The following is a 21,934-nucleotide window of genomic DNA, read 5'->3' on the forward strand; positions in this document are numbered from 1 at the left end:
GCTCGCGAAAAAGCATCGTCGATTTGAATGTAATAATATAACATGCCAAATCAACTCCCACGATGGACCTGCTCATGAACGCCCAGACTCTGCCGGATATCGCCGCGCAGGCCTCACGCCAAGCCCTGCCACTGGAGTGGGTGGGCATGTGCGGCATTGCCCTTCCTGTTTTATTCGATGGCCAACGGCTGAGCGCCAAGGTCGACGCTGGCGTTAGCCTGGACGAGGGCGACGCACGCGGTATTCATATGTCGCGGCTCTACTTGGCGCTGGAAATGCTTGAGCAAGAAAGCCTCACACCCGCACGACTTCGCGAAGTCTTGAAGCGCTTTCTCGCAACGCACACCGGGCTTTCCAAGTGCGCTTACCTAAAAATCCACATCGGTCTAATGCTCAAAAGACCGGCGCTGATCAGTCCTTTGGCCGGTTGGAAAACCTATCCAGCGACGATTGAAGCGCAGGTAAAACACGAGATGTTCCACGTGGAACTTAAAATCGACGTCCCTTACTCCTCAACATGTCCTTGCTCAGCGGCGTTATCACGCCAGTTGATCCAGCAGCAATTCGTCGATGACTTTGCCAGCGCACCGTTGCAACACGCCGACGTTCTGGCGTGGCTCGGTTCCACCGAAGGGATCGTCGCGACCCCTCACAGCCAACGCAGCATGGCTCACCTGACGCTGCGTCTCGCCGACTACCTCGACGATTTTCCGCTGATTGCGGTGATCAATGACGCTGAAGCAGCGCTTGGCACCGCTGTGCAAACGGCGGTGAAACGCGCCGACGAGCAAGCGTTTGCGTTGGCCAATGGTCAGAATCTGATGTTCTGCGAGGACGCCGCCCGACGCTTGAATCTGGCCTTGAAACGCTCCCCCGGCATCAAGGCATTCCACGTGCGCGTGGTGCATGCCGAAAGCCTTCACGCTCATGACGCAGTGGCCGAAAGCCGCTGGCAGTGGGAAGCAGCATGATTCGTTGCCGGGCCCTACGCTGGGGCGCACCGGGACAACCACTTACGCCCGCCATCGATATCGAATTATCCAAAGGCAGTCTGACGGCGATTATCGGTGCCAACGGATCAGGAAAAAGCAGCCTGCTGAAAGTCATCGCCGGTCTGCAAAAACCGCTGGCCGGGAACGTAATCCTCGATGTACCACGCAAGAGCAGACTTTCGTTCCTTCCACAGCAGCAGCACCTCGACCGACAATTCCCCATCAGCCTGCAAGAGTTGATCGCCGCAGGCTTCTGGGGCAGTAAACAATCGGCAGCGCTGCGCGCACAACGCCTGAAGTCAGCACTGGAAGACTGGTGCCTGACCGGGTTGGAGCATCGGCCCTTAATGGCGCTTTCCGGTGGTGAATTGCAGCGCGCCTTACTCGCCCGTTTAAGCCTCGCCGACGCCCCTCTGCTGCTCATGGATGAGCCGCATGCTGCGCTTGACGAACTGGGTCAGGAATTGTTGTGGAAACACATTCACGCCTGGCATGACGAAGGCCGGACCCTCGTAGTGGTGTGTCATGACCTGAGCGCGGTGCGGCGGCACATTCCGCAAACCCTGCTGATAAAAAGCAGCGGCTGCACCCTCGGCCTCAGCACCGAGCTGATTCGCCAACAACCGCAAACGCAGGTGGCTTGCTGATGATCGCCGCCACCCACCTTTGGCAACCGTTCCAAGAGTTTGTATTTATGCGCCGGGCGCTGCTCGGCGGCCTGGTGCTGGCGTGCAGCACCGCACCACTTGGCGTGTTTTTGATCTTGCGCCGCATGAGCCTGATCGGCGATGCAGTGGCTCATGGCATTCTGCCCGGTGCCGCACTGGGCTTTTGGTTTGCCGGTTTAAGTCTTCCCGCGCTGACCCTTGGCGGACTCGGTGCCGGCCTGAGCATGGCCGGACTTGCGGCGTGGATCACCCGCCGCACCGGCCTGCGCGAGGACGCCAGCCTCGCCGCGATTTACCCAATTTCACTGGCCAGCGGCGTGTTAATCCTCGGCATCGCCGGCAAACGCCTCGATCTGCTGCACCTGCTCTTCGGCTCGGCGCTGGCGGTCGATGGGCCGACATTGACGGGCATGCTCTGGGTTTCGGGTTTCAGCCTGATAGCGATGGCGCTGATCTACAAGCCACTCTTGCTGGATACCCTTGACCCGCTCTTCTTGCAAACCGTCAGCCGCCTCGGCCCGCTCGCCCACGGCGTATTCCTGACCTTGGTCGTGCTGAATCTGGTGATCGGGTTCCAAGCCATCGGCGCGTTGATGGTGGTGGGCTTGATGATGTTGCCGGCCGCCGCCTCACGATTCTGGAGCCGACGCTTGCCGGTATTAATGGGTATCTCAGCCGTACTCGGTTGCTTGTCCGTGTGGTTCGGTTTGCTGCTGTCGTTCTATTACTCGCTGCCCAGTGGTCCGGCCATCGTGCTGGTGGCTGGCAGCTTATACCTGCTGTCCGTGGTGTTCGGTCCGGTGCATGGTTTGTTGCGCCGCCCGCCTTTGCTCACATCCCAATGAGGTGTTTCCCGATGCGCGCTTTACTCGTGCTGTTCAGTTTGATGCTGTCACTGTCGGTGTCTGCCGCCGAAAAGCTGCAAGTGGTCACCAGCTTCAGCATCCTCGCAGACATGACCCATCAGGTCGGCGGCGATCATATCCAGATCACCAACATGGTTGGCCCGGATGCCGATGCCCACACCTACGAGCCAACCCCGGATGATGCCAAAGCGTTGCTCAAAGCCAGGCTCATCATCAAGAACGGACTCGGCTTCGAGCCATGGCTGGATCGTCTGGTAACCAGTACCGAAACTAACGCCCAGGTCATCAGCGCGAGCCACGGTGTCATTCCTCGCTCGATGGATGAAGACGGCGAAACCATTCCGGACCCGCACGCCTGGCACAACCTGGCGAACACCGAGCTGTACATCGCTAACATCACCAAAGCACTGATCACCGCCGATCCTGCAAACAAAGCCGATTACCAACGCAACAGCCAGGCATACCTGAAACAGATCTACGCCCTGCTCGCCGAAGCGAAAGCCAAGCTCGGCTCACTGCCGCCGGGTAATCGCAAAATAGTGACCTCCCATGACGCCTTCGGCTACCTCGGCCAAGCCTACAGCATCGACTTCATGGCACCTCAAGGTCTGTCCACCGAGCGTGAACCTTCGGCCGCCGAAGTCGCGGCGCTGATTACCCAGATTCGCCAGGCCAAGGTCAAAGCGGTGTTCATGGAAAACATCAAAGACGCTCGTCTGCTCAAACAAATCGCCGACGAAAGTGGCGCGCAGATCGGCGGCACGCTGTACTCCGACGCACTCGCGGCTACCGGCCCAGCCAGCACGTTCACCGGGCTGTTCAAGTACAACCTCAACACCTTGTACGAGGCGTTGAGCAAGCCATGATCCGTAAGAATCCTTCGGGCGATCTGCCGTTGATTGCGGAGTCTGCCTACGTGGACAAAACCGCAATCATCTGCGGCAAAGTGGTGATCGGCGAGAACGTGTTCGTCGGCCCTTACGCGGTAATTCGCGCGGACGAAGTCGATGCCTCGGGCGAAATGGAGCCGATCACCATCGGCGCCAACTCGAACATTCAGGACGGCGTGGTCATTCACTCCAAGTCCGGTGCAGCGGTGACCATCGGCGAGTTTAGCTCCATCGCTCACCGCTCGATCGTTCACGGTCCTTGCACCGTCGGCAACCGGGTATTCATCGGTTTCAACAGCGTGCTGTTCAACTGCGTGGTCGGTGATGGCTGCGTGGTGCGGCATAACTCTGTGGTCGACGGTCGGGACTTACCCGACGCCTTCTACGTACCTTCCACGACCCGCATCGGGCCCGGCACCGACCTGTCGCAGTTCCCGCCAGTGAGCGTCAGCGCCTCAGAGTTTTCCGAGGACGTGGCGCGGACCAACGTGGATTTGGTGCGCGGCTACAAAGCCCTGCAAAACGAGTTTTGACCATGAGCAGCGTGCTGATTCGCAATGCCCGCCTAGTGAATGAAGGACGCGAATTCGATAGCGATCTGCTGGTGAGCAACGGCCGCATCGTGAAGATCGCCAGCAGCATCCAGGACGAACAGGCCGAGGTAGAAATCGACGCCGACGGCCAGTGGCTGCTGCCAGGCATGATCGACGATCAGGTGCATTTTCGCGATCCGGGCGCACCTGACAAAGGCAGTTTCTATACCGAATCTCGCGCAGCGGTGGCCGGCGGCATCACCAGTTTCATGGACATGCCGAACACCGCTCCCGCCACACTCACCCTGCAAGCACTCGCCGATAAAAAGCGCCGAGCGGCGATCCATTCCGTCGCCAACTATGGCTTCCACTTCGGCGTCAGCAACGACAACCTCGACACCGTCGCGGCACTCAATCCATGCGAAGTGGCCGGCGTCAAAGTGTTCATGGGCGCCTCCACCGGCAACATGCTGGTGGACGATCCACGCGTTCTTGAGCGATTGTTCGCCAACGTACCCACGATTCTGTTGGCCCACTGCGAACACACACCCAGCATCGGAGCCAATGCCGCGAACCTGCAAGCGCTGTTCGGCGAGCACATTCCGGCGGCGGCCCATCCATTGATCCGCGATGCCGAAGCCTGCTTTCGCTCTTCGTCATTGGCTGTGGACCTGGCCAGACGTCATGGCACCCGACTGCACGTTCTGCACCTGACCACCGCTCGGGAGCTGGCGCTGTTCGAAGACAAACCGCTGGCACAGAAACGCATCACCGCCGAAGTCTGTCTGCACCACTTGCTGTTCGATGATCGGGACTATTCGCAGCTGGGTAACTTGATCAAGTGCAACCCGGCCATCAAGTCTCAGGCCGACCGCGATGCGTTGCGTCAGGCCTTGTTGAGTCATCGCCTGGACGTCATTGGCAGCGATCATGCCCCCCACACCTGGGCAGAAAAGCAGCAATCCTATCGCTTGGCGCCCTCGGGCTTACCCTTGGTGCAGCATGCCTTGCCCGCACTGCTGGAACTGGTAGCGGACAAGGTGCTGCCGATCACTACCCTCGTGGCTAAAACCAGCCATCGGGTGGCCGATCTATTTGCCATTCCCGACCGGGGTTATCTGCGCGAAGGGTATTGGGCCGACCTGGTGCTGATCAAATCCGAGCCGGACGGCGTCGCCGTTTCCCAGCAACCCATCCTCTCGCAATGCGGGTGGACGCCGTTCGCGTATCACCGCTTTCGACACCGCGTCAGCACCACGCTGGTGTCAGGGCAATTGGCTTGGCACGGCAGTCGGCTACAGGACAACTGTCAGGGATTACCCCTGCGTTTCATGCGCTGAGCTACTGGCGAACGTAAAACGTAACGTCGCGGTGCGGTGGGCGATGGCAACGCTTTTAAGCCCTGGGTTTAACGGTGCCGCAATCCTGCCCCAGCCAAACCGCACGGGTGTCCAGGCTGCCCTTTTGCTGAATACCGGTGGCGTTGAAGGTGCCGTTGACCTTGGTCGTGAACTCACGATCGCCAAGGAAGGTGGCGACACCGGTCCCTTGGGCTTTCGGACAGCTAAAGCGGAATGTCCACTGATTGCCATTGCGCCCGGTGATTTCCTGCTTGCAGCCCGACTGAGGGTCCGTCAGCGGAATGTTGTCGGACTGTACTTGAGCCTGAGTCAGACAGGCACGAATGCCCTTGCCGCCCATGGTGATGCCCTGCTTTTCGAGCGCCGCTCGCTGCTCCGGGGTCATCTGGCTTTGCAGCTGACCCAGAATCAACTGCAAATCCGGAAGGTTCTGGTCATCGACCTTCATGTTGCTTGAAGTCAGCTCCCACAACCCCGGCTGTAGCATCTGCGCCTGAGCGACCACCGGAAGTGCTAAACCCAAGGCCAAGGCCAAACCCAGCAGACGAACATTCATCGAATAACTCCTGATCAATAGTGGCCGTTAGACGTCAGCCTGATGCTTCGGTTCATGGGGCAATTAAATAGCGACATTCTGCACGGAACATGGTCTGTTAAGCATCGATTCTTCAGGAGCAAGGCTGTCCCATGGATTATTTTGGACCGCATGTTTTCGGTTACGTGATTGCGCTGCTGCATTCGTTAGGCCTGATCGCCGCCATCCACGCCGTATTGACCGTGCGCACCGCCCAAGGCTCAATCGCCTGGGCCCTCTCGTTGCTGTTCATTCCCTACCTGACCCTGATCCCGTATCTGGTCTTCGGCCGCAGCACCTTCGACGGTTACATCAAGGCGCGACGTCAAGCCAACGAAGAAATGCGCAAAGCCATTTCCGAGCTGAACTGGCGTCCTTGGGTCGAGGAAGCGTTGGCTGCCCGCGCCTCCAGCGCTTACGCATCCTTGAGGGCGATGCCAAAATTGGGCCGCATGCCGTGTCTGGCGAATAACGAAGTGCGCCTGCTGATCAACGGTACCGCCACGTTCGATGCGATTTTCGACGCCATCAGCCACGCCAAAGAAGCGGTGCTGATCCAGTTTTTCATCATCCACGACGATCATCTTGGCCAACGGTTGCACGCCCTGCTGCTGCGCAAAGCCGCCGAAGGCGTGGCCATTTACTTGCTCTACGATCGCATTGGCAGTCACTCGCTGCCCCGTCGCTACGTGCAATCGTTACGTGATGCCGGCGCAGAGGTCAAAGCCTTTGCCACTCGCAGCGGCTGGCTCAACCGGTTTCAGGTGAATTTCCGCAACCATCGCAAGATCGTGGTGGTCGACGGAGTCCTGGGCTTCGTCGGCGGGCACAACGTCGGCGACGAATACATGGGCGAAAAACCGCCCCTCGCACCTTGGCGCGATACTCATGTGCAAGTACGCGGTCCCGTGGTGGCCTGTATGCAGGAATCCTTCGCTGAGGACTGGTTCTGGGCTGCTCGCTCACTGCCGCCGCTGATCCTGCCGGACGCTTATCCGGACGACGGCGTACTGTGCCAGTTGCTCGCCAGCGGCCCGGCGGACGCCTACGAAACCTGTTCGCTGTTCTTCGTCGAAGCCATCCATGCCGCGACGGAACGGGTGTGGATCACCAGCCCCTACTTCATCCCTGACGAAGCTGTGTTCGCGGCGCTACGCCTGGCGGTACTGCGGGGCGTAGATGTGCGGATTCTACTGCCCTCACGTCCCGATCACCGGGTCGTCTATGCCGCGTCCAGCCTGTATGCCTTCGAAGCAGTACGCGCCGGCGTAAGAATGTTTCGCTACCAGCCAGGCTTCCTGCATCAAAAAGTGGTGTTGATCGACAGCGAAATCAGCGCCATTGGCAGCGCCAACATGGACAACCGCTCGTTCCGGCTGAATTTTGAAGTGATGTTGCTGACAGTCGACAGCGTGTTTGCCGCCGAGGTGGAGCAGATGCTCAATGACGACTTCGCCCAAGCGCATGAGATCGCCAAAGAAGAAAGCCGCAAAACCCACCGCCTGCAAAAGGTTGGCATGCGGGTCGCGCGGCTGATTTCACCGATTCTTTAAGAGAAGTAGATGTCGTCCCGGGACCAGGGCAGGTCATGGCTGCCATCGGCGTAGGCTTTCACGGCAAGGATTTGATGCAGGTTGATCCAGCCTTTGGCGAACGCATAAGCGCAACCGGCCAGGTACAGCCGCCAGATCCGCAGGGCCTGCTCAGGCACCTGTTTGGCGGCGGCCTCGAGGTTGTCTTCCAGACGCTCACTCCAGTGGTCCAGCGTGCGGGCGTAATGCAGACGCAAACTCTCGACATCAACGATCTCTAAACCGGCGTCGCTGATCTCGGCCGAAATCATCGCCAGGTGCGGTAACTCTCCATTGGGAAACACGTACTTCTCGATGAAATCACCCGCACCGCGGCCCACGGGGCGGCCGTCGATGTGCTTGGCCGTGATCCCGTGGTTCATCACCAAACCGCCCTCCTTCACCGCACCGAACAACGTCTTGCAGTATTGGGCCAGGTTCGCGTGCCCCACGTGCTCGAACATGCCGACACTGACCACCTTATCGAAGCGTTCGTCCTGAGGCAGATCACGGTAGTCCAGCAACTGCAGCTCGACCTGATCGTCCAGGCCTTCAGCGCTTACTCGCTCACGGGCGAGAGCCAGTTGCTCTTTACTCAGCGTAATTCCGAACACTTTCACGCCAAATTCCCGCGCGGCATAACGTGCCAGTCCGCCCCAACCACAGCCCACATCCAGCAGGTATTCACCCGGCTGTAGCCGCAGCTTACGGCACAGGTGGCGGAACTTGGCTTGTTGGGCTTGTTCTAGGGTTTCGCTGCCCGTCTCGAAATAAGCACAGGAATACGCCATGTCACTGTCGAGCCACAGCTGATAAAAGGCGTTGGAGAGGTCGTAATGATAGGAAATGGCTTTCGCGTCGCCTTCCTTGTCATGAAAGGAGCGGATCGGCTGACTGTCTGCATCGCCCAGCAACGCCTGGCTCCACTCATCGCAGACGCGGATCACCTCGCTGATCGAACCTTCCAGTTCAAGTTTGCCTTCGACAAATGCCGCCCCCAGCAAGTCGAGGCTTGGGTGAGTGAACTGACTCACCATGTGTGGATCCTTGACCACAATCGTAACGCTGGGCGCCGGCCCTAAATTGAATTCATGGCCGTCCCAGAGCCGCAGGCGTAGCGGTAGGTGCAGATTCTGTAAGGCCGGTGGAAGTTGCGCGAACATGAAAAATCCCCCTTGTTTCAGACGTCTGAAATGAGGGTAGACCATCCTGAAAAAATAGCCGGCTATCTATTTAGCAGCCATTTCTCAAGGTTCGCGACGCTCTAGCCAGCCGTCGTAAATCCACTGCTTCAGCCAAGTGACCGCCTGAAGCGAGGCCCCCTCTCCATAGATGACTACCAAATCGAGGCACAGTTCTGAAAAGCTAGCCCCTTGCTTGGTCATGTATTTTAGAGCGCTCGCCTCGGCCCCCGCGAGACAGCGGTAATGGCAAACCAGCCCAGCGCGCCAGATGACTAAAGTCTCGGGCTCGTCGACAGCGACTGACCTCGGAAAATCCGTCTCCGCTTTCACTGCACGCCATAGCGCAATGCTGTTGAACGCACACGGAATGGACTGCACGCTGGGGCCCAGACTGACACGCAAGGTCGCCCAATCTTCGGCCGGTAGCTGGACCATGTCCTGCACCGTCAGCGACCGACCGACCGGCGCATCGAATGCTAGCGTAAATGCCCATTCCACTGCCGCCAACTCTGCCAATGCTGCGCTTTGCTCAGGAACCAGATATTGGCGGATGAACGCCTCAAACCCCTTGCCCAGCCACCGCAGGCTGTAATGGTTCGACGGAAACTGACGAATATAGGCCGCGACCAGCTGTTCGAATTCATCATCGCCGAGCCAATGCCAGAGCGTCGGATAGTCACCGCGCAGCACTTCCTGAAGCCTGGCCTGATACGCATGGTGATAAATCGCCAAACCGGCGCCAACGTCCAGGCTGGGACCACCGATCAAACTCCTCGACAACGCGGGATTGGGCGCTGCCGTGTCGCCCAACAGATAATCTTCAAAAGCCAGTTGCCAGTCGTTCAGGCGCATATCGACCTCCGGGCGAGCACACGGTCCCCCAGCTCTCGAGCCTTTTGCAACTCGGTGAGCAACGCTTCGAGCGGCGGAAAATGATCGTCGCGTTCCAGCAACGTGGCCACGGGACCGAGGTGCTCCAAGGTCTGTTGATACAACGCCCAGACCGGGTCGCTGACCGGGTGGTCGTGGGTGTCGATCACATAGTCGCCATAGTCGCTGTGACCGGCCAAATGCAGTTGGCGGACTTTGCTCGCCGGCAGTCCCTGAATGAATTGCCAGGGATCGAAACCATGATTACGCGAGCTGACATACACGTTGTTCACATCGAGCAATAGCTCGCAACCGGTGAGCCAACTGAGGGTCGCCAGAAACTCCCACTCGCTGAAATCATCCCCTGCGGCGCGCACGTAACTGGAGACATTTTCCAACACCAGCGGTCGTTGCAATACGTCCTGGACCTGACGGACCCGAGCGGCCACGTAATAGAGGCTTTCCTCGGTGTAGGGCAGAGGCAGCAAGTCATGGAGCTGATGGGCATTGCCACGGCTCCAGCACAAATGATCGGAGATCCACGCGGGTTTGACCCTATCGGCCAGGCGCTTGAGTTGATTCAGGTAGTTCGGATCGAGGGCATGTGGACCGCCGATGGACAGCGACACACCGTGCATCACCAGCGGATAACGCTCGGCAATCGCATCGAGGTAATGCAGGGCTTTACCGCCCGGCACCATGAAGTTTTCGGAGACGATTTCGAACCAGTCCACGCTCGGCGACTGTTCGAGAATCTGTTGATAGTAGGCACTGCGTAAACCCAGGCCATAGCCCAGACAAGGAAGGGAAGCAGACATTGGCGGACTCCTCGCAAAGTCGCCGCAGTGACCAAAAAACCACTGCGGCTGCAATCAGTAGTCGGTTATTCGCCGACCTTGCCACCTTCTTTTGCGCACTGGTCCTGTGTCATGGCCTTGAAGCCGTGGCCCTTGCAGGCGGCCTGACCTTTACAGGCATTGTCGACAGTCTTGCAGTCGTTCATGCCTTTGCAAGACGTCACACCGTAGCAGTGAACGTTTACCGCGTCGGCAGCCTGGACTTGAGTGGCAACACCGGCAAACATCGTTGCAGCGGCGAGAGCGAGAGCGGCACCAGCAGCGGCAGTTTTGAAAGTCATTTTTAAATCCTCAGCAAAGTCAGGGGGTGTCGGCTGGACGGTTGTTCAGTCCCGACTTAGCACTAGAGAGCACTGCCCCGACGGCGTTACAGAGGATGCAAAAAACTTTTAGAGGCTGTCCTTGAGTTTAAGCAGCGGCTCCTGAAAACGCAGGAGACGACCCGCATTCCCCAGCACCAACAAGGTGCTCAAATTGTGCAGCAACGCCGCAATCATCGCCCCCGCCGCACCGAGCCAGCCAAATGCCGCGAAGGCGACAATCGCCAGCGTCCAGCCGAGGCCAATGATGACGTTGACCTGCAACGTCTGTCGGCATTGGCGACTCAAGCGCACACACGTCCCAAGCCGTCGCAGGTCGCTGCCGATCAGCACGATGTCGGCCGACGCCAGGGCAATGTCCGCGCCGCCCGCACCCATCGCCACACCGACCACCCCGGCTTTCAGCGCCAGAGAGTCGTTGATGCCATCACCGACCACCATGGGCCGGAAACCGTTGTCGATTTCCGTGAGCACGCGATTGAGCTTGTCTTCAGGCAACGCCTGAGCTTGGACGTTGCTGATGCCGACATCACGCGCCAACGTATTCGCGACGCTTTGCCGATCGCCGGTGAGCAGCAACTGCCGCCCCAAACCGAGTTCACGCAACTCATTCAGGGCAAACCTGGCCTCGGGTTTAACGCTGTCAGCCAGCAGCAGCCAAGCGAGAAATTCACCGTTGAGTGCCAACCCGGCAATCGGCCCATCGTGCTCGGGAATGGCGGTGGTAGAGATACCCAACTGTGCGAACAGCTCCGGACGACCAAGCGCCGCCTCACCCTGCTCCGTCATCGCGACGACGCCCAGGCCTTGACGCTCATGGATGTCAAACAGCGGCCAAAAGTGCTCTTGTGTCACCAGACCGGCGAGCGCACGACTCACCGGGTGACTGCTTGCCGAGCCGAGGCTGGCGGCGAGTGCCTGGACGTGACGACGGTCTTCAAACGGGCTTTCGATGGATTGCAGGCGCAACGTTCCGAATGTCAGCGTGCCGGTCTTGTCCACCACCAGCGACGTAAGGTCTGCCAGCTCTTCAAGGAACGCCGAGCTGCGGATCAGAATCCCATGACGCGCGGCCACCGCCACTCCGGCAATCGCCGTGGCCGGTGCCGACAATACCAACGCACACGGACACGCAGCCACCAACACCGCGAGCATCGCCTGGGCATCGTTGGTCACGAACCACGTCACCGCCGCCAGCAACAACACCAGCACCATGTAGCTGCCGGCGTATCGCTCAAGCAAACGCGTAATCGGTGGCTTGGAGCGCTCAGCGCTTTGCATCAGCGCGATCACTTTCCCCAAGGTCGATTCGTTGCCGGTGCGGGTCACTTCAATGCGCAACAGGCCATCGAGGTTAATCGCCCCGCCGAACACCGGCATGCCCACGTCGGCCTCCAACGGCACCGACTCGCCGGTAATTGAAGCGGTGTCCAGGCTGGCCTGACCGGACAAGACCCGGCCATCCGCCGGCACCCGATCACCGGCCCGCACCTCAACGATGTCGCCGGCCTTGAGGATGCCGTTGTCGACTTCAAGGATGGTGCCGTCGGCTTGAACTTTGCGCGCATGGCTGCGGGTGAGTTTGCCAAGGGCGTGAATGGCTTCCTGGGAACCGATCACACTGCGCTCTTCCAGCACGTGGCCGAAGATCATGATGATCGGCAGCAGCGCGGCGGTGAGCAAATCGCCGGTGGCCCACGCACCGAGCATCGCCAACGCGATCAACTGATCCGTGATCCCGTGCAGGCTCGGATAACGCAGGCTGTACCAAGCCGAGCGCATCACCGGTACGGCAACCAGCAAAGAAGCAAAACCAAGCAGCAGTTGACTGACGCCCGTCTGCTGCGGCGACACCCAGCGCCAGATTAAGCCGAGCCCCAGCAAGCCTAGAGCGAGCATGGCCAGGGTCAATTGGCGGGCGGCGCTTCGCTGTTCAGCCGAGGACAATAGGCTCGGTGCGGCGGCGGTTGGGGCAGTCATTGTGCAGCTCCCTGAATGATCAGGCGGGAATCGTCTTTCGGATCAACCATGGTCACCGAACCCGCCTGACGGAGGATCTTCGGTATCCGTTCGCGGTACAGGCGCAGCAACATTTGCGGGTCAGTGCCCTGCTGTTGCGCCGTCGCCAGGCTCAGCACCGTCGCGGTGTCGGCCGAGGCTTTGGCCAAACGCTCACTGGCCTGGGCGTGGGCTACTTGCAACGCCCGGTCGGCTTGTTGGTTAGCGGTCTGAGTCAGCTTCTCGGCATCGGTGCGGGCGTTGGCCACGGCCTTGTCGGCTTGCTGGCTGGCCGTCAACACCGCGTTAAAGGCATTCACCGCCGGGCCAGGCAAACTGGATTGCACATCCACTCGGGCCACCTCGATGCCGAGGCCAAGACCGGTGGCTTTCAGGTCGGCCAAGCGCTGATTGATGCCTTGCACCAGGTCGCCTCGCAAGCGTTCGCGGCGCTCGGCAGCCTGGTTATCGGCGCCAATCAGTTCGGGGCGTGCGACCAGAATGGTGTCCAGATCGCGGGCGGCGGTGAGCGCCACAGCGCTGCGTGTAACCAACCGATCCAGCGCGGGCACTACATGTTCGCCCTGAAGCACGAACGCGTAGGGCTCGGTGACCTTGTAAAAGACCCGCACATCGAGTTGCACAACGCCGGCATCCCCGGTCAGCAAATAACCAGAGCCGGCCAACGCGTCACTCAAAGGTGTGGCAAACGTGGCGACCCGATCAGCTTGCAGAGCGACGTCGCTGCGCAGCAGGTTTTCGACCCGACGCTCGATCACTCGCTCCGCCGACGGCAGCAAAATCACCTGCTCGAACGGTTGCGGCCAAGCCAGCAGTAAACCCGCATTTTGAATACGGTCCAGCGCACCGAAGTGCAAAACCACCGCGCGATTTTGCGGGTCGATTTGCCGAACATTGGAGAACGCCCACGCCAAAGCGGCCAATACAGTGACCGCGTAAAGCCCTAGAAAAGCCAAACGCCCAGCCTGAATCCAGGGGCTACTGAACTCGTTTGTTCCACGTGGAACTACATTCATGGCTGCGATCCGGACTTGTTATCCAGACTCGGCGGTCCGTCAACCAAGACGCGAAACGGCGCCGCGTCGGTGCGCAGGATCAGTTTGGTGTCTGGCGTAACGAGGGTGCCCAGGGTGTCGAGAGAACGCAGCAGGTTATAAAGCTGCGGCGAGCCAGCATAGGCACGCCCGTAAATTTGAGCCGCTTCGACGCGAGATTGGGCTTCGATGTCAGCGGCCTTAATCGTGGCGTCGGCCTGAACGATTCGCGCGTCACGCTCGGCGGCGGAGCGGATTTGCGCCGCCTCACGCTTGCCAATCGCGGTGCGTTCGGTGGCGATTGTTTCACGCTCAGCGCGCATACGGTCGACGGTGGCGGTGAGCGTCACCGAGGGCAACGTCAGGCGCTCGATACCGACTTGCAGCACTCGCACGCCATAGGTGTCCAGTAACTGCTGATCGATTTGCTGACGTAACTGCGCTTCGAAATCAGCAATGTGTACCTGATTGGCGTCGGTATTGACCAGGTTAGCCAAGTCAAAACTACTGGCGGTGGTTTCCAGCGCCGAGCCGACAAAGGTCCGAATCTGCCGCGCAGCTTCATCCGGCTGGTTCTGCACAGCGCGCATGAAACGCTGCACGTTGTCCGGATCGGCCTGAACCTGCCACGCCACGTAAGCCTGAACGATGATGCGCAATCCGTCTCGGGTGCCGACGTCTTGCAAACCGCTGGAGGTGGTGCGAAGCCTTAAGTCCACCGGGATTGCCGCTTCGAACGGCGCCGGCCAGCGCCAACTCAGCCCCGGCGCCAGAAGGACCCGCGACGGGTTACCGAAACGGGTAATCACCGTGGCCTCCCCTGAGCGCACTTGCACCAGGCTCGCCGCCGCCACGGCAAACGCCACCAGCAACGCGGCCCACCCCATGCGCCGCCATGGGAAAGGACCCGCTATTTGCGGATCGCCATGATGGTGATGACCGTGGTGATGCCCGCCGTGACCGTGATCGTGGCCCGTGTGGTCATCATGTTCGTGTGTAGGCGACTGGCTCAATTGGCAGCTCCTGGCTGAGCGGTTTTACGCAGCGGCGCAGGGTCAGCCGGCAACGTGAACGTGCGGAGGTCAATGGTCGGCGCGTTGCTGCTGCCGCCCAGGCGATGGTCGAGCACCAGCAACTTGGCGCTGGCCAAGCCCTGGGTCAGTTGACTGAGGTATTGCTCCAGCACGAAGGCCTGCCCCGCACGGGCGTAAGCTTTTCGCTCAGCCGTGAATTTCAGATCGGCCGCTTGGGCCTCCGCGTTGATTTCGTGAGCGCGGGCAGTCGCCTGATCACGGGCGACGCTGGCCTGCAACTGCGCCTGGTTGGTGGCTTCTGCCGCCGCACCGCGTTCCCGCGCGATCAGCGCTTGAGCACCAATCTGCGCAGCCTGAACCGCGTGATACGCATTGGCAGCGCCGGCCGGCGGATGAATCGCTTCGACCACCGTGGCGAGAATTTCCACCCCACTGTCGAGTGTCTTCAGATCAGCCTGCACCGCCTTGCCGATTTTTTCACCGAGCCCCACCCGGTCCTCACCCAGCAAACCGTCCAGGGTTCGCGAGGCAAAGTCATGCACCAGAATCCGGCTGGCCGTGCTGCGTATCAGCGTTGGGACATCGGCACTGCTGTAAGTCGCGGCCAACGCGTCCCGGTCGCTCAAGCCAATGCGATAGACAAAACGCACGTCCATATTGACGATCTGGAAGCTCTGCTTATCGGCACGGCTGCTGGCAATGACTTGAGATTTGTCATTCACGTGGCTCGCGTCCCACAAGCGATTGGCAATTGCCGGGGCAGGGCCTTCGGCAGGCTCGGCGAGCACTGGCACCGACGTCTCACCGACGCTGGTAGCAAGCTCATGGACCACACCGTTTTCGACACTCAAAACTCGCCCCAACGGCCACGGCAAACCCACATGCAAGCCCGGCCCGAACACCGCCACCGGTTCGCCAAAACGCTCGTAGATACCTCGTCCTTGAAGGGGGATCTCATGCACACCGGTCAGCGACCAGCCGATCAGCGCCACTGCCGCCAGCACCGGCAAAAACGCCCGACGCATATACGTGAAGGCCCAAATCTGCCGCAGGTCGATGCCGAAGCGGTTGTGCAATTCATGCTGCAACGCCAGCAAGGGTTGTGGCGGCCAGCGCAGCACATCGGCGACGAAGCTTCGCGCCAGCAAGGTGGGCTCAACAGTTTCGCGCGGCGCACTGAACAGCGATAACGCGGCGCGCAGCAGCAACTCGGCCGCCACCAACCCCGGCAGCAAACCAATCAGCACCGCCAGCCTCACCGGCCATACCGAGGTTTCGCTGGCAAACAATAAGCACAGAGCGCTCAACACCAGGCAAATGATTGCCACGCGGGTCAGTTGCGCCAGCGGCGCTGCTTCCGGCCATTGGCTTGTGTTTTCCTGGGCCAGTTGACGCTCCAGCACCAGCAAGCCGAAAGCCAAGAGCAGGGACAACACGGCACCGACACTCGCCGCCAAGCCCTGCGCGACAGGGTTCAAGCTCAGGTTCCAGACTTGCATGATGCTGAACAACGTCAACAGCGCCCAACCAGCCAACCAGAATGTCGGCGCGCCAATCTGCGCCAGCAGATGCACCCAGCGCTGCCCAATCCGGTCCAGCATCCGCTCGTACCCACTCACGGGTTCAACCCGTTCGCTCTCTACGACCTCTGGCACCGCTACCGTCGGATGCAGCGCCCTCACCCGCCATTGCGTGACCCACCATGCAGATTGCAGGCCGGCGACCAACACCAATAAAGCGGCGCTTTGATTAACCAGCAACGCCCCCCAAAGCGACTGCGGCGCAAACAGCGCAACAAAAACCGCCAGCACCAGCCCGACCGCCGACAAGGCACTCAAGCCGATAGCGAACTGCCGTAAGCGCCGCCCGTGAAAGAGCGCCTGCTGAAAACGCGGCAACCCGGCTATTGGCGTTTCATCGGCATCTAGATCGACTTGCATATCACCCCAGTGTTTTACGTTGCGGACATCACTACCCATCACAACTCGTTACGATATAACGAAAGTGGTGAAATTTCTGTTCTAGATCGCGCGGCCATCCGCACATCGGGGGGTGATCCGCGCCGGCGAGGGGTTAAGTGACGATAGTCGAGTTTCTTGATCGGATCGTCCACGTGTCGGCAGTCAAGCCGCAAGAGCACGGCAACTGACGCTCACCACGCAGGGCGCCAGCTCCAAGTTGCGTTCAAACATTCCCCATGCCAGTGGCTCGCCCGAAGACATCGATAAAAACCTATGAAGCGGCTGCGTTGCGTTACGCCACACTACGCAGTCTTGGGATATAAACACGCAAGCCGACAAGAACAATAAGGCTAGACGTTACAACGTAGACACTATTTAAAATCATCCCCTTCAACGGGTTATTTCTGTTAATGCCCCTACTAAGGAGCCGAACAATCAACAACGATATAAAAAGACAATGTTTATATAAATGCCCAGATTAGCGTTCACAACGACGCGGCATTCGATCTACAGCGGCAAATGTTCTAAAGGCAACGCCCCAGGCGCCTTTACCGTGTGAATTGCAAAGTTGCTGCGGATATCGCTCACCCCTGGCAGTTTCAGCAGTTGACCGGTGAGAAAGCGGTCATAAGCGCGCAGGTCCGGCACCACCACCTGCAGCAAAAAATCCGATTCCCCAGACACCAGAAACGCCGAAATCACTTCCGGCAACGACGTCACTGCCCGGCGAAAAGCTTCAGCCTGTTCATCGTTGTGGCGCTCGACCCTGACCCCGACAAACACCGTTAGCCCAAGCCCGACTTCATCGCGGTCGAGGTTGGCCTGGTAACCGCGAATCACCCCGGCCTCTTCGAGCATCCTGACCCGGCGTAAACACGGCGAGGCGGACAGTCCGATCTCGTCCGCCAGTTGCACGTTGCTCAGACGACCGTCGCGTTGCAGGGCGGCGAGAATTTTGCGGTCGTAGGCATCCAGTTTCATGGTTTGGCAGATCCTGATGGTTAACACGTCATAACGTGGCAGGTTATGCCAACCTTGTGGGTTTTAGAAGCGGACTACGCAAGCACCCACCCTGCCCTCTCGGCCTAGACTGCCCCTGCCAACTCGACAACGAATGGAGGGACACACGTGGCACAACTCTGGCTGTATTTCATGGCGCTGGCGGTGGTGTACCTGCTGCCCGGCCCAGACATGATTCTGCTGTTGCAGACCGGCGCCCGTCAGGGCAAAAGCGCCGCGCTGGCCACGGCGGTCGGACTGGGTGTTGCCCGAGCATGTCATGTGGCCTTGGCCGCGCTGGGGTTGGCGGCGCTGTTCAAGGCTGCGCCCTGGACCTTCGACGTGGTGCGCCTGACCGGGGCCGCGTACCTGCTGTGGATCGGCATCCATTGCCTGCGCAGCACTTTGTTGCCGAGCCTGGACGGGGCAGACACCACCAACGCTCATCCCCGTTGGCACGACGCCATCCGGCGCGGCTTACTGACCAACCTGCTCAACCCCAAAGCCTTGCTGTTCTGCTCGGTGTTACTGCCGCAATTCATCGATCCTCACGCCGGCTCGGTGCTTGCGCAGTTTGCGACCCTGGGCGTGCTCTTGGTCGGCACCGGCTTACTGTTCGACAGCGCCTACGCGCTGACGGGCGCCGCGCTGGGCCGTTGGCTGCAACGCAGCCCTTCGGCCCAACGAATGCAACAGTGGCTGTTCGGCAGCCTGTTGATCGGTTTCGCGCTGCGACTGACCTTTGTCCAACAGGCCTGAGCCTTACGGCGCGTGGCGGCGGCGGCGGCGACTGATCAACAGCCAGGCCGCCGCTGCCGCCATGCCCAGCCCCGCTAACAGCAACGGCCATTTATAGGGCCGCAGCGCCGAGCGAACCGGGTTCACTGCCTCGGTGATATACCGCTTGTTCGCGGCATCAAAGTCGGGAGACGCGCATTGATGACCGAAGTTCTCCGCCCAATCCACATACGGCCCTTGCTTCACGTAACGCTCATAGAAGGCGCTTTGCTCTTCTAGGCTTGAATCCCAACCCGCCGCCTGACACAACACCGCGGCAAAGGCTTGGCTGGAGTGAGGCAATAAATCTGCCGCCTGGCTGGCCAATTTAGTGGCCACATAACGATAGTGGTAGCGCTCATCCGGTTGCGCGAGGGTGGCTTGCCGACGTTGCACTTCACCTTCCGCCACCAGCGGGCCGACGTTCAGTTCTGGCGTCTGCAAACTGTAATTGCCGCCGAACGTGGCGAAGTCAGGTGCCATCTCATAACCGAGAAGCTCCATGCCCGAGTGGCGCGCCAGGGCCCCGGCATTGAACAACGCGGCGGCGCGGTTGGTCGGCCACCAGTCGGACTGTGCTTGCTGACGCAACTGCCCATAAGCCCGGGCTTTGTTTTGCAAATCGACGTTGTCGAAATAGGCCGGCGCCTCATCGTAGCGCCCCTCGCGCAACAAGCGTCGGCCGAGCACATTGCGCAGGCTCGCCGCCACCGGCAATTGCACGTAATTGTTGCGATCCTGCTGGCTCAGCGGCGCCGGCGCGGGCACCTGCGTGTCAACGTAATGTTTGAGTTCGTCGAGGGTCAGCACCCGCTCGGCGACGGTGGCCGCGTCAAACCAGTAAAGGCTTTGACTGCGATAGAGCTGATCGAAGGCTTGCAAATAATCACCGCGCTGCAAGGCCAGAATCGCGCTTTCAGCCTCGACCCGGCACTTGGGTTTCACCGTTTCGAAATCCCAATCCGGCGTCCGACGCTCACCCCAGGATTCAGTCTGCGGGAACGCCTGCGCTGCTTTTGCATAGGCTGCGGCGGCAGCGGTTTTGTCGCCGTCGCGCAGTGCCAGTTTGGCCCGCAACCACCAGGCCAAGCCACCGTCGCCCGCCTGCTCGAGAAAGGCTTTGGCGCTGACGTAGTCACCTTGCTGATAATTCATCGCCGCCAACCGATCGGCGTTGTCGAGGCTGCCCTGAGTGCTCTTTTTCAGCAGTTGGACCAGTTTTTTCTCGCTCTGCGGTTGATCACCGAATGACCAGCCGATTCGGCTGATCAACGACGCGGTGACCAGTTGCTGCACGGCTTTGCCCTGAAGCAGCACCGCCAGTTGGTCTTCCGGCATGGCAGACAGATCGTTCATCAACAGCTTGAGTGAGGAATACCCCACCGCCGAGCCCTGCAGATTTTGACTGACGTAGAGTTCGATAGCCGTGTTCCAGTCGCCGGCTGTACGCGCCACCCGCGCTTCTTCACCGAGGCTGGCGACGCCGAGTTCCAGTGGGTCACTGAAGCCGTCGATGGCTAATTGGCGGGTCTGTTCGAAAGCCGCTTTCGCCTGGGCCAGCAGCTCAGGACCGGCGGGCGCTTCAGTGCTCATGGCAAACAGCGCACGCCCCAGCGAGTAGGCAGCCCAAGTGCTGCGCAGCGCGCGTTGCTCCACCGGCAGCGCCAGTACCTTATGGAAGTACTCGGCGGCCAACCCATGGTCTCCGGCACTGAAGGCGGCGGCACCGGCCAAGTACAGCCGCAGTTCGGCAGGTAGAGGCTCGCCCTGCCGCTCAACCTCGCGGGCATCGGTCAGCGTGCGCAATTGCGTTACCAACGCTTGCTGCTGAGCCGTCAAACCGCTTTGTTCGGCCTTGTCGCGTTCCACGGTGTAATCGGGCGCATCGCCGTAGCCAGCGTCCGGGCTGTGGGTCGCGGCGGTAACCTGCTTGAGCCCGGCGATAGCCTGCCCGAGGCGATTGATCTCAACGTTGAAGTTACCTTCCGGCAATTGCGCCAGGGACTGGCCACGGTTGTCCAGCAGGCGCATGGGGAAGTCCGGGCCGCAGGCCAACGCCGAACCCAGCGGCAAGCTGAGGCTCAGGCACAGCAGATGGCCGGGCCAGTTACGGGTAAACATTCGAACCTCCTTGATCAATTTTTGTGCAACGTGCCCAGCCGATGGCGCGTTGTCCGCCAGCCGCCATTCGACCTTCGCGCAGGCGAGTGAAGGTAAGCAGATCCGGGCTTTGTTGCAACGCGTAACCGGCCAACGCATCGGCGCCATCGCAGCCGCGCACTGCCAGTGTCAGGCGCTGTGGCCAAGCACTGTCGAGGTTGCCTTGATTGCTGAGGCCGATGTCATAAAGACCTGCGTGCTCCGATAGTTTCAGACTCAAATGGCTTTCAAGAGCCTCACCACGCGCCACGGCGCGCAGGGTCGTCAAGCTCCAGGCTCGGCGATCAGCGTCCAGAGGCAAGCGGAACCAGATCAACCCGACTAGATGAGCCGGCGGGTCTGCGCGCAAGTCCAGGGCCAGTTGGCTCAGTTGCCGTGGGTCGGCCAACAACTCCCGGCGCTTGCCACCGCGCGCGAGGGACACTTCACTTTCCACGACCGGCGCGCCGCCGGCATCTGGCAACAACGCCACACCGTAGGCCGGCAATGCCAGATAGAACGGTTTGCGGGTGATCTGACTCCAGGCCTTGGCCCATTGTTTAGCCTGATCGGCATCGAACAAACCACGGCGCGGATCGCTCACCGCGTGAACCTGTAACACGCTGCTGTCGACTGCCGCCAGTATGGCGGGCAACTCCGGACTGTCGAGCCAGGCCGGTAATGCGGTGATGCTCAGGGGCAGAGAGGTTGGCAGTGCGCCGCGTAGATGCGTGAGAAATTTCTCATAGTCAGGTAGGCGGGCATTTCCTGCATCGTGGTCTATTTCCACGCCGGACAGGGTCAGGCCCCGCCCTTGCCAATCGGCGACCAGCTTCAGGACCTGCGCCGTCACGTCATCCTGATGCAGCGCCTTGAGCTGGCCATCGAGACGGATCACCGCAATCAGCGGTCGAGCATCGCGTTTTAGCAACGCCGGATCGATCCGCGCCCAACGCCAGCCTTCCTGTGGAAACGCCTGCAACGCCAGTACCCGCAAGGTCGAGAAGTCGGCACGGCTGTCACGCAGCGCGGCATCGTGATCCGAGGTCCATTGGCGTTGCCATACGTAGAGTTGCTGGTCGAGTGGCGGCGCTTCTTTGCGCTCGCAACCGTTGAGCATCAGCAACGCGGCGAAGAGAACTGACAAACGAATGAAAAACCCCATGAAACACCTGATCCCTGCACACCCAGGGCTACAGGGTACACAAAACCTGTGGCAACGAGCTTACGCCCTCCGGAAAACGGCTCAGGGCTTATCGCTTACGGCTTACGGCTTACGGCTTAC

Annotated in this window: 20 protein-coding genes; 8 read left to right on the top strand and 12 right to left on the bottom strand. The window is 60.2% G+C overall.

Annotated features, from left to right (window positions below; all coding sequences use genetic code 11):
* The first annotated feature begins 74 nt into the window (after window positions 1-74).
* From folE2 to RHM68_RS25565, 6 genes are read left to right on the top strand one after another with little or no spacing between them, the layout of a single operon-like run.
* A complete protein-coding gene (folE2, locus tag RHM68_RS25540; protein WP_322219749.1) occupies window positions 75-971 on the top strand; it encodes a GTP cyclohydrolase FolE2 in 897 nt (298 codons plus the stop codon).
* Window positions 968-1,639, top strand: coding sequence for a metal ABC transporter ATP-binding protein (locus tag RHM68_RS25545; protein ID WP_322219750.1), 672 nt, complete (start codon window positions 968-970; stop codon window positions 1,637-1,639). Before folE2 ends, RHM68_RS25545 begins: the two co-directional genes overlap by 4 nt.
* Window positions 1,639-2,505: a metal ABC transporter permease gene (locus RHM68_RS25550; protein WP_322219751.1), complete on the top strand. Its 867-nt coding sequence runs from the start codon at window positions 1,639-1,641 to the stop codon at window positions 2,503-2,505. The genes RHM68_RS25545 and RHM68_RS25550 overlap by 1 nt, the downstream gene beginning before the upstream one ends.
* 11 nt (window positions 2,506-2,516) lie before the next feature.
* A complete protein-coding gene (locus RHM68_RS25555; RefSeq protein ID WP_322219752.1) occupies window positions 2,517-3,392 on the top strand; it encodes a metal ABC transporter substrate-binding protein in 876 nt (291 codons plus the stop codon).
* Window positions 3,389-3,949, top strand: a complete 561-nt coding sequence (locus tag RHM68_RS25560; RefSeq protein ID WP_322219753.1) for a carbonate dehydratase — start codon at window positions 3,389-3,391, stop codon at window positions 3,947-3,949. The genes RHM68_RS25555 and RHM68_RS25560 overlap by 4 nt, the downstream gene beginning before the upstream one ends.
* Before the next feature lie 2 nt (window positions 3,950-3,951).
* Window positions 3,952-5,289: a dihydroorotase gene (locus RHM68_RS25565; RefSeq protein WP_322219754.1), complete on the top strand. Its 1,338-nt coding sequence runs from the start codon at window positions 3,952-3,954 to the stop codon at window positions 5,287-5,289.
* 55 nt (window positions 5,290-5,344) lie between these two features.
* Here RHM68_RS25565 and RHM68_RS25570 read toward each other — a convergent pair whose 3' ends face one another.
* The gene (locus RHM68_RS25570) at window positions 5,345-5,866 is read right to left on the bottom strand and encodes a DUF3617 domain-containing protein (RefSeq protein ID WP_322219755.1); all 522 of its coding nucleotides are present in this window, start codon (window positions 5,864-5,866) and stop codon (window positions 5,345-5,347) included.
* A gap of 131 nt (window positions 5,867-5,997) precedes the next feature.
* On the opposite strand from RHM68_RS25570, the gene cls reads away from it, so the two are divergent.
* On the top strand, window positions 5,998-7,437 hold the full coding sequence (gene cls, locus RHM68_RS25575; protein WP_322219756.1) for a cardiolipin synthase: 1,440 nt from the start codon (window positions 5,998-6,000) through the stop codon (window positions 7,435-7,437).
* On the opposite strand, the gene cfaB is transcribed toward cls, so the two are convergent.
* From cfaB to RHM68_RS25620, 9 genes are all read right to left on the bottom strand, one after another.
* Window positions 7,434-8,618, bottom strand: a complete 1,185-nt coding sequence (cfaB, locus tag RHM68_RS25580; protein ID WP_322219757.1) for a C17 cyclopropane fatty acid synthase CfaB — start codon at window positions 8,616-8,618, stop codon at window positions 7,434-7,436. The two genes, cls and cfaB, sit on opposite strands and share 4 nt — an antisense overlap.
* Before the next feature lie 84 nt (window positions 8,619-8,702).
* Window positions 8,703-9,491, bottom strand: coding sequence for a DNA-binding domain-containing protein (locus tag RHM68_RS25585; protein WP_322219758.1), 789 nt, complete (start codon window positions 9,489-9,491; stop codon window positions 8,703-8,705).
* The gene (locus RHM68_RS25590) at window positions 9,482-10,327 is read right to left on the bottom strand and encodes a DUF692 domain-containing protein (RefSeq protein WP_322219759.1); all 846 of its coding nucleotides are present in this window, start codon (window positions 10,325-10,327) and stop codon (window positions 9,482-9,484) included. Before RHM68_RS25590 ends, RHM68_RS25585 begins: the two co-directional genes overlap by 10 nt.
* A 65-nt stretch (window positions 10,328-10,392) precedes the next feature.
* Window positions 10,393-10,647, bottom strand: a complete 255-nt coding sequence (locus RHM68_RS25595; RefSeq protein WP_322219760.1) for a hypothetical protein — start codon at window positions 10,645-10,647, stop codon at window positions 10,393-10,395.
* A 108-nt stretch (window positions 10,648-10,755) separates the two neighbouring features.
* On the bottom strand, window positions 10,756-12,666 hold the full coding sequence (locus RHM68_RS25600) for a cation-translocating P-type ATPase (RefSeq protein ID WP_322219761.1): 1,911 nt from the start codon (window positions 12,664-12,666) through the stop codon (window positions 10,756-10,758).
* Window positions 12,663-13,721: a protease modulator HflK gene (locus tag RHM68_RS25605; protein ID WP_322219762.1), complete on the bottom strand. Its 1,059-nt coding sequence runs from the start codon at window positions 13,719-13,721 to the stop codon at window positions 12,663-12,665. Before RHM68_RS25605 ends, RHM68_RS25600 begins: the two co-directional genes overlap by 4 nt.
* Window positions 13,718-14,752 carry a protease modulator HflC gene (locus RHM68_RS25610; protein ID WP_322219763.1) on the bottom strand — a complete coding sequence of 345 codons (1,035 nt, stop codon included), beginning with the start codon at window positions 14,750-14,752 and terminating at the stop codon, window positions 13,718-13,720. Before RHM68_RS25610 ends, RHM68_RS25605 begins: the two co-directional genes overlap by 4 nt.
* A complete protein-coding gene (locus tag RHM68_RS25615) occupies window positions 14,749-16,713 on the bottom strand; it encodes a protease modulator HflK (RefSeq protein ID WP_322223948.1) in 1,965 nt (654 codons plus the stop codon). The genes RHM68_RS25610 and RHM68_RS25615 overlap by 4 nt, the downstream gene beginning before the upstream one ends.
* A 528-nt stretch (window positions 16,714-17,241) precedes the next feature.
* On the bottom strand, window positions 17,242-17,715 hold the full coding sequence (locus tag RHM68_RS25620; RefSeq protein ID WP_322219764.1) for an Lrp/AsnC family transcriptional regulator: 474 nt from the start codon (window positions 17,713-17,715) through the stop codon (window positions 17,242-17,244).
* A 147-nt stretch (window positions 17,716-17,862) separates the two neighbouring features.
* On the opposite strand from RHM68_RS25620, the gene RHM68_RS25625 reads away from it, so the two are divergent.
* Complete coding sequence (locus tag RHM68_RS25625) at window positions 17,863-18,492, top strand: LysE family translocator (RefSeq protein WP_322219765.1); 630 nt, start codon at window positions 17,863-17,865, stop codon at window positions 18,490-18,492.
* Window positions 18,493-18,495: 3 nt separating this feature from the next.
* On the opposite strand, the gene RHM68_RS25630 is transcribed toward RHM68_RS25625, so the two are convergent.
* Entirely contained in the window at window positions 18,496-20,631 is a 2,136-nt protein-coding gene (locus RHM68_RS25630; RefSeq protein WP_322219766.1) for a hypothetical protein, read from the bottom strand.
* Window positions 20,618-21,814 carry a DUF3142 domain-containing protein gene (locus RHM68_RS25635; protein ID WP_322219767.1) on the bottom strand — a complete coding sequence of 399 codons (1,197 nt, stop codon included), beginning with the start codon at window positions 21,812-21,814 and terminating at the stop codon, window positions 20,618-20,620. The genes RHM68_RS25630 and RHM68_RS25635 overlap by 14 nt, the downstream gene beginning before the upstream one ends.
* Between the last annotated feature and the right edge of the window lie 120 nt (window positions 21,815-21,934).

The organism is Pseudomonas sp. DC1.2 (genome assembly GCF_034351645.1).
GTDB lineage: Bacteria > Pseudomonadota > Gammaproteobacteria > Pseudomonadales > Pseudomonadaceae > Aquipseudomonas.